Below are 6,456 nucleotides of genomic sequence, written 5' to 3' on the forward strand. Positions count from 1 at the left end.
CCCGAAGACTCCGGGTTACCAACGGATCCCCTTAACCCCTACGACCCCGATAGGGTGTCGCACTTAGGAGATTAGGCTGCCGGTGCGACGCCCTTGCGGGGTCGTGATCGATTGTAATGGCTGATCCACGGGTCATCGGGGTTACGCCCCTCGACCCGAGGCTAAGAAGCGGGCACCCGCAAGGGGTGCTTTGCTCCCCACGATTATCATTGAGTTGAATGCCTTAGAGCGTTAGTGTAATGCATATAACAAGGGGGGCTCATCCCTGAGGCACCCGAAGGGTGCTCGCTCCATAGGCATCGGTCATCCGCGAAGGAGTGACCGATGTGTTGAGACCTGTCCCTACTCCCTCGACCCCTTGTGGGTCGCCGAGCAGAAATCCCCCTTTCCGGCAACCCCACCGAGGTGTCGCACTCAGGAGATTAGGCTGCCGGTGCGACGCCCTGGCGGGGTCGTGATCGCTTGCGATGCCTGATCCACGGGTCATCGGGGCTACGCCCCTCGACCCGAGGCTAAGAAGCGGGCACCCGCAAGGGGTGCCACGCAACCGAGCGCACTGTCATATCGGACGAGTCGGACAGCGCAACAGTCACCTGGTATTCGCCTATAAAAGACCTTTGCAAAATGGTCTTTCGCCGAAAAAGCAGCGCTTTTTCGGCAGGAAGTTTGCAGAATACCTCAGATGCAAGGAACTGAGAGTGAGGGCGAGGAGAGTGTGCTTACGCACATGACTAAGCCCGAATCTCGAAAGTGACGCCGCAGATGGGGTATTATGCAAAGGTCTCTATAAGGGCCTCCCGCCAGACGATCCCTGTAGGGTGCTTCGTCCCCCCAACTCTTCACAGGGAGGCATATAGAGAGAGGGTGCAGCCTGATCGTCAGGCTGCACCCTCTCTCTATATATTTATCGTGAGGTCGCGGGATCAGTATTTCTCGTCCTTCGCCATCTCCGACTCATTGATCTTGTGGAAGTCCATCTTGCGCCATACGTAGATGATGTAGCCGAGGACAAAGGGGATCAGGAAGGAGACGTACATCATCGTATTGAGGGTGTACTGCGAGGAGGAGGAGTTGCGGATCGTCAGCGAGCTCTGCAGGTCTCCGAAGGAGGGGTAGTAGGAGGTGTTATTCCACCCGGCGAGGAGGAAGAGCACCGTCACCGTCACTACGACACCGATGCCATGGTACCAGATGCCCTTGGTGGAGTCTTTCTTGAAGACCGTCACGCCGATGCCGTAGAGCACCAGGACGACGCCGATGAGGAGGGCGACGAGGAGGGCGGGCTGCTGGATCAGGTTGTGCCAGTACTTATACGGCTCCATATAGACCTCCGACGTCTGCGGATCGACGGCAAAGCCCTTGCCGAGGAGAGCGTAGATGAGGAAGGCGAGGAAGGTGACGAGGAAGCAGATCGCATTGGCGGGGACACGCTTCCGGGCGACACGGCTCACCTCAGGGTCGGTGATGTTATTGATGAAGTAGAGGAGTGCGGTGACACGGGTGAGGAAGAAGACGGCGAGACCGAAGACAAGGTTCATCGGATTGAGCACCGCCTCGAGGCCACGCAGCTGTACGGGACCAACGCCGGGTACATCGTACGGGAGCCAGGTGGAGACGCTTTGGCTGCCACCGCCGAGGTTGGTGAGTGCCTCAGCATTGACGCTGAAGTTGGCTCCGGTGAAGAAGGTGGCCACCGCCGTACCGATCAGGATCGGGGCGAGGATGCCATTGAGGAGCAGAGCCACCTGGTAGGTCTTTGACCCCCACACATTTCCCTGCTTATGCTGATACTCGTAGGAGACCGCCTGCATCACGAAGAGGAGCAGGATCAGCATCCATACCCAGTACGCACCGGGGAAGGAGGTGGAGTAGAAGAGGGGGAAGGAGGCGAAGAAGGCGCCACCGAAGGTGACAAGGGTGGTGAAGGTGAGGTCCCACTTGCGGCCGGTTGAGTTGACCAGCATGCGGCGGTTCTTCGGGTCCTTACCGAGGCTGAAGATGAGTGACTGTCCGCCCTGGACAAACATCAGGAAGACCAGCAGCCCGGCGAGGAGCGAGATGATAAACCACCAATAGTTCTGTAAGAAATCGTATGATGCCATAGTAAGTAGTGTCTCTTATCTATCTGTGGTGATACATTAGCGCTCAGGGGCTGCGGGCAGCTCCTCATCGGTCCGGGGGCCCTTCTTGACTGCATGGACCATGATGCAGATGTCAGCGATCAGCATGGCAGTGAAGAAGCAGACAAAGATCCAGAAGGTCACCTGCACGCTGCCGGCATTGAGATCCGAGATGGCGGCTCCCACCGGGAGCACCTCCTGGATCGCCCAGGGCTGACGACCTACCTCAGCGACGATCCAGCCGCACTGAGAGCAGATGTAGACGAGCGGGATGCTGATGAGCATCACCCAGGAGAACCATCCCTGGCGCCTCATGTCGTGCTCCGCCGGCTTGGTGATCGTCCGCTTGGCGAAGATGTATCCGAGGATCGTGACGAGGAGGAAGAAGACGGAGAGGTAGACCATGATGCGGAAGGTGTAGTAGAGCATGCTGACATTGGGCACCAGGTCGGCCTTATTCTCGATGAAGCCGTAGCCGAAGTTGGCGAAGTTGTCGTCCAGCACCTGACGGTAGCCGGCAGCAGCAGCCTCGTCGCCCGCTTTCTTCGCCGCCTTGTAGTCAGCGAGAGCCTGGATCGCCACCTTACCGGAGGCGATGCGGTCATCGACGGACATGGCGATGGTGCCGTCACGCTTCGTGTAGCCTCCCTCGATGATGTCGCGCATACCGGGGACATAGGCATTGAAGTCATTGAAGGCAAGGAAGCTCAGCACATTGGGCAGCTCGAGATTGAAGTTCCAGGCGTCCTCTTCCGGAGCCAGCACGGGGTGGGCATCCTTATTGGGCATACCGATGATGGAGAGCGGTGCACCCTGCTGACCGCGCTGGAGGTTCTCCATGGCGGCGAGCTTCATCGGCTGGTACTCAGCCACCTGATTGGCGGAGAGGTGACCGGTGGCGATGGTGAGCACAGAGGCGACGATGCCGAGGGTGGAGGCGAGCTTGATGCTCTCGAGCGCAAAGCGATTGCGCTTATCCTTCAGCAGATAGTAGCCACAGATACCCATGGCGACGATCGCCCCGAGGAGCCAGCTGGAGATGACGGAGTGGAAAAACTTTGCCACAGCCATAGGATTGAGCGCCACGGCGGCAAAGTCGATCATCTCATTGCGGACGGTGTCGGGATTGAAGTGCATGCCGGCAGGATTCTGCATCCAGCCATTGGCGACGAGGATCCACCATGCGGAGATGGTGGCACCGAGGATCGTCATCCAGGTAGCGAAGTGGTGGAAGCGGTCGGAGACCTTGCCCCAGCCGAAGAACATCACCACGAAGAAGGTCGCCTCCAGGAAGAAGGCTAAGATGCCCTCGATAGCCAGCGGTGCACCGAAGATGTCGCCGACGAAGTGGGAGTAATTGGACCAATTGGTACCGAACTCAAACTCGAGGATCAGACCGGTGGCGACACCGATGGCAAAGTTGATCCCGAAGATCTTTTGCCAAAACTTGGCCGTCTCGCGCCAGAAGTCCTCCTTCGTCCGGAGATACTTCGACTCAGCGATCGCCATCACCAAGCCCATACCCAGCGTCAGCGGGACAAAGAGCCAGTGGTACATCGCCGTCATGGCAAACATGATCCGCGACCAGTCAACAAGTGAACTGAGTAACATAAGATAATGTAGATGAGGTTTTGTGAATTTTTTATATAACTGCTGCTCGAGTGGTCTACGGGGTAGATCGCTCGACAAATTGCTCGACGATATAGTCCTGCTGCTCCTCCTCTGTGTCGCCCTTGGAGGCAAGGAAGTCGGGGAAGAAGAAGGCGCGCAGGATCGCAAACATGATGAAGAGCTTGATCAGGATCAGCCAGATCAGCGGCTTGCCCCAGGTCATGCCCCGGAAGCCGTCACGCACGATCACCCACCAGCGATGGAAGATATTTCCCCGCACGAGGGTTGCCTCGCCTGACGATGCAGGCTGTATGGTGGTAGGCTTCTTGTCGGTCATATTGGTACTCTGCTCTGTCGTTTCACTCCTTTGCGTCTGTAATATTAGCCACTCTTGCCAATAAATACAAATTTTTGCCACCAAAAGAGCCCTAATTCGCCCCCTTTTTATCGTAAAAACTGCAATTTGCACAAAAAGCACCACCCCCGGATGACAAACGGGTCACCCGGGAGTGTCGTGGATGGATCGGAAACCGGAGTCAGCGATCTCATCCCCCCGGCGGGATGGATCCCGACGGATCGGACAAGTCGGACGATCTGCCCCCGATCCCAAATCCTTGCCTTACCTTAATTCCCAACTGTACTTCACTGTTTCGAAGTCGGCATCTTGCTACTTTGGATGATACATTTTACTGACTTTGAAACAGTTGCTTGCTAAGAGTTTTTGCCAATAAAAAAGATCTATGTGAGTTCAGTAACATCAACCTGAGACCTTTGCATAATACCCCATCTGCGGCGTCACATTCGAGATTCGGGCTTGGTCATGTGCGTAAGCACACTCCCTTCGCCCTCACTCTCAGTCCCTTGCATCTGGGGCATTCTGCAAAGTCCCTGCCGAAAAAGCGGTGCTTTTTCAGCGAAAGACCATTTTGCAAAGGTCTTCAACCTATATATACGAAGTGGAGAGTTGAGGTGAAGTCATCCCTATTCAGCTATCAGATAAGCGCAATACTTGTCAATGAGGATTTCTATTGTTGTGTCGTTACGAAGTAATCTTTCTGCATCCAAGGGCAGAACCCATTCCTTAACGGGTGAACCATTAAAGGAGGATATCAGGTAATAGTTGTCACTCACCTCATTATGCTCTATCTTGGCATTCTCAACGAGATCAGCAGGGAGCTCTGCTGCACCACGATAGCGAATGGCGTAACTCGGACGCTTTGCTCCTGGTATTTCCATCGTAAGGATACCTTTCGTTAAAAGGTCTTGTATGTCACGGCCAGCTGTATCGACCGAACACTTATTCAGTGTGGCCCACTGCTTGGTTGTGATTTTTGACTCATAGCCGTCAAGGAACAGATTCAGAGTCTTCGTCTGACGTTCAGTCATAGGCACACCTGCCACTCTTTGCCAAAACATGCTCTTGTTGAGCGTGCGGCTCACGATTCTGTTGGCATCCTCCAGAGCTGTCTTCAAGGTCTGCAGATACCAAACTAGCCACTCTGTTATATCCCCATCCCCATGCTGGGTTCGCTCCAATATGTCATAATAGTGCTTTTTGTCACGATTGATTTCGGATGACATATTATAAAATCTGAGGGTGCTGTTGTCACCACGTGCCAGAAGAACATCTCCGAGAATGCGAGACAAACGACCATTCCCATCCTCGAAGGGGTGGATAGACACAAACCAAAAGTGAGCAATAGCAGAGGCCACTGCATAAGGGAGTCCGGAATCGGAGTTAAACCAATCAAGGAACTGTTTCATTTCAGAAGGTACCCGCTCTGGCGAAGGTGCGACATAATGCACCTTCTCTCTATCCATTAATCCAGACACAATATGTTCCTCATGAGTGCGATATTTTCCTACTTCGATACTTGCACCCTGGCTGAATCCCGTAGGGAAGAATGCAGACTGCCAACCAAATAGCTTCTCATCAGTAAGCTGATCCTTGGCATGCTCGCATGCATCAATAGACACTGCAACAACAGCATCGACGTAGTGGGAAGAAGTTGCCAAGTCTTTCATACTATCTATACCTAAACGCCTTGCAATGCTGCTTCGTACCTCATCTGCATTAAGCTGAATACCCTCAATCTCTGACGAATAGACAACATCGCGAGTCATGTTATCAGCCATAGCCTGCAACTTGTCTTCAAACCCAAGATTACTTAGACGGCCAAAAAGAAGTCCTTGCAGACGGCCTACAGCCTCCAGCAAAACAATGATTTTATCTGAATCCCAACGAAATTTGGGCCATGAAGGATGCTCATGAATATACATACCTGATTGAAGTTTAATAGTGTCTTGCGGCATTATTATGTTATTAACCCCGCATATTTTGCGGTAAAATTACAACGTTTATTCCGCATTATCAAGAAGAGTATGTCGCCTTAATTCCGCAAGAAAAAGGAGGTGCTGAAAAAAGGGGCAAAGAATTCCGCTGAATTCATTGCCCCTTAGGTGTAATTTGTGTATCTTTATATACCATAAAACACTGATACACTTATGGGTTACATAGCAAATATACGAGTAAAAAGTGGATATCCCATACAATCGTTTGGGGATTGAATTTCTTCTTCTCTGATCCGCTCTTCGCGTCCCTCGCAAAGTCGCTTGATAGCGTCCTGGGGTCTCGTGAGCGCCAAGGGGTCGTTTACCGCCACTCGGACATCCTAGGTGCACTTATGTACAGCGTCCTCTGCGGGGGATCCTGCATTGAGGACGT

Annotated in this window: 4 protein-coding genes; all 4 read right to left on the reverse strand. The window is 53.5% G+C overall.

The annotated features are described in order from the left end of the window. Positions 1 to 923: 923 nt before the first annotated feature. The 4 genes from HMPREF2890_RS05765 to HMPREF2890_RS05780 all read right to left on the reverse strand — a co-directional run bounded on the left by HMPREF2890_RS05765 (position 924) and on the right by HMPREF2890_RS05780 (position 6,011). Positions 924 to 2,102 carry a cytochrome d ubiquinol oxidase subunit II gene (locus HMPREF2890_RS05765; RefSeq protein WP_070466483.1) on the reverse strand — a complete coding sequence of 393 codons (1,179 nt, stop codon included), beginning with the start codon at positions 2,100 to 2,102 and terminating at the stop codon, positions 924 to 926. A gap of 36 nt (positions 2,103 to 2,138) precedes the next feature. Next, positions 2,139 to 3,731, reverse strand: coding sequence for a cytochrome ubiquinol oxidase subunit I (locus HMPREF2890_RS05770; RefSeq protein ID WP_070466485.1), 1,593 nt, complete (start codon positions 3,729 to 3,731; stop codon positions 2,139 to 2,141). 55 nt (positions 3,732 to 3,786) lie between these two features. Further along, positions 3,787 to 4,068: a DUF4492 domain-containing protein gene (locus tag HMPREF2890_RS05775; protein ID WP_070466487.1), complete on the reverse strand. Its 282-nt coding sequence runs from the start codon at positions 4,066 to 4,068 to the stop codon at positions 3,787 to 3,789. Between the two features lie 644 nt (positions 4,069 to 4,712). Further along, entirely contained in the window at positions 4,713 to 6,011 is a 1,299-nt protein-coding gene (locus tag HMPREF2890_RS05780) for a Fic family protein (protein WP_070466489.1), read from the reverse strand. Positions 6,012 to 6,456 lie beyond the last annotated feature (445 nt).

Origin of the sequence: Porphyromonas sp. HMSC065F10 (assembly GCF_001808555.1) — a bacterium.
GTDB lineage: Bacteria > Bacteroidota > Bacteroidia > Bacteroidales > Porphyromonadaceae > Porphyromonas_A.

Coding starts and splice junctions, on each gene's coding strand:
- HMPREF2890_RS05780 (WP_070466489.1), bottom strand. CDS start 6,011: ATGTATATTCATGAGCATCCTTCATGGCCCAAATTTCGTTGGGATTCA.
- HMPREF2890_RS05770 (WP_070466485.1), bottom strand. CDS start 3,731: ATGTTACTCAGTTCACTTGTTGACTGGTCGCGGATCATGTTTGCCATG.
- HMPREF2890_RS05775 (WP_070466487.1), bottom strand. CDS start 4,068: ATGACCGACAAGAAGCCTACCACCATACAGCCTGCATCGTCAGGCGAG.
- HMPREF2890_RS05765 (WP_070466483.1), bottom strand. CDS start 2,102: ATGGCATCATACGATTTCTTACAGAACTATTGGTGGTTTATCATCTCG.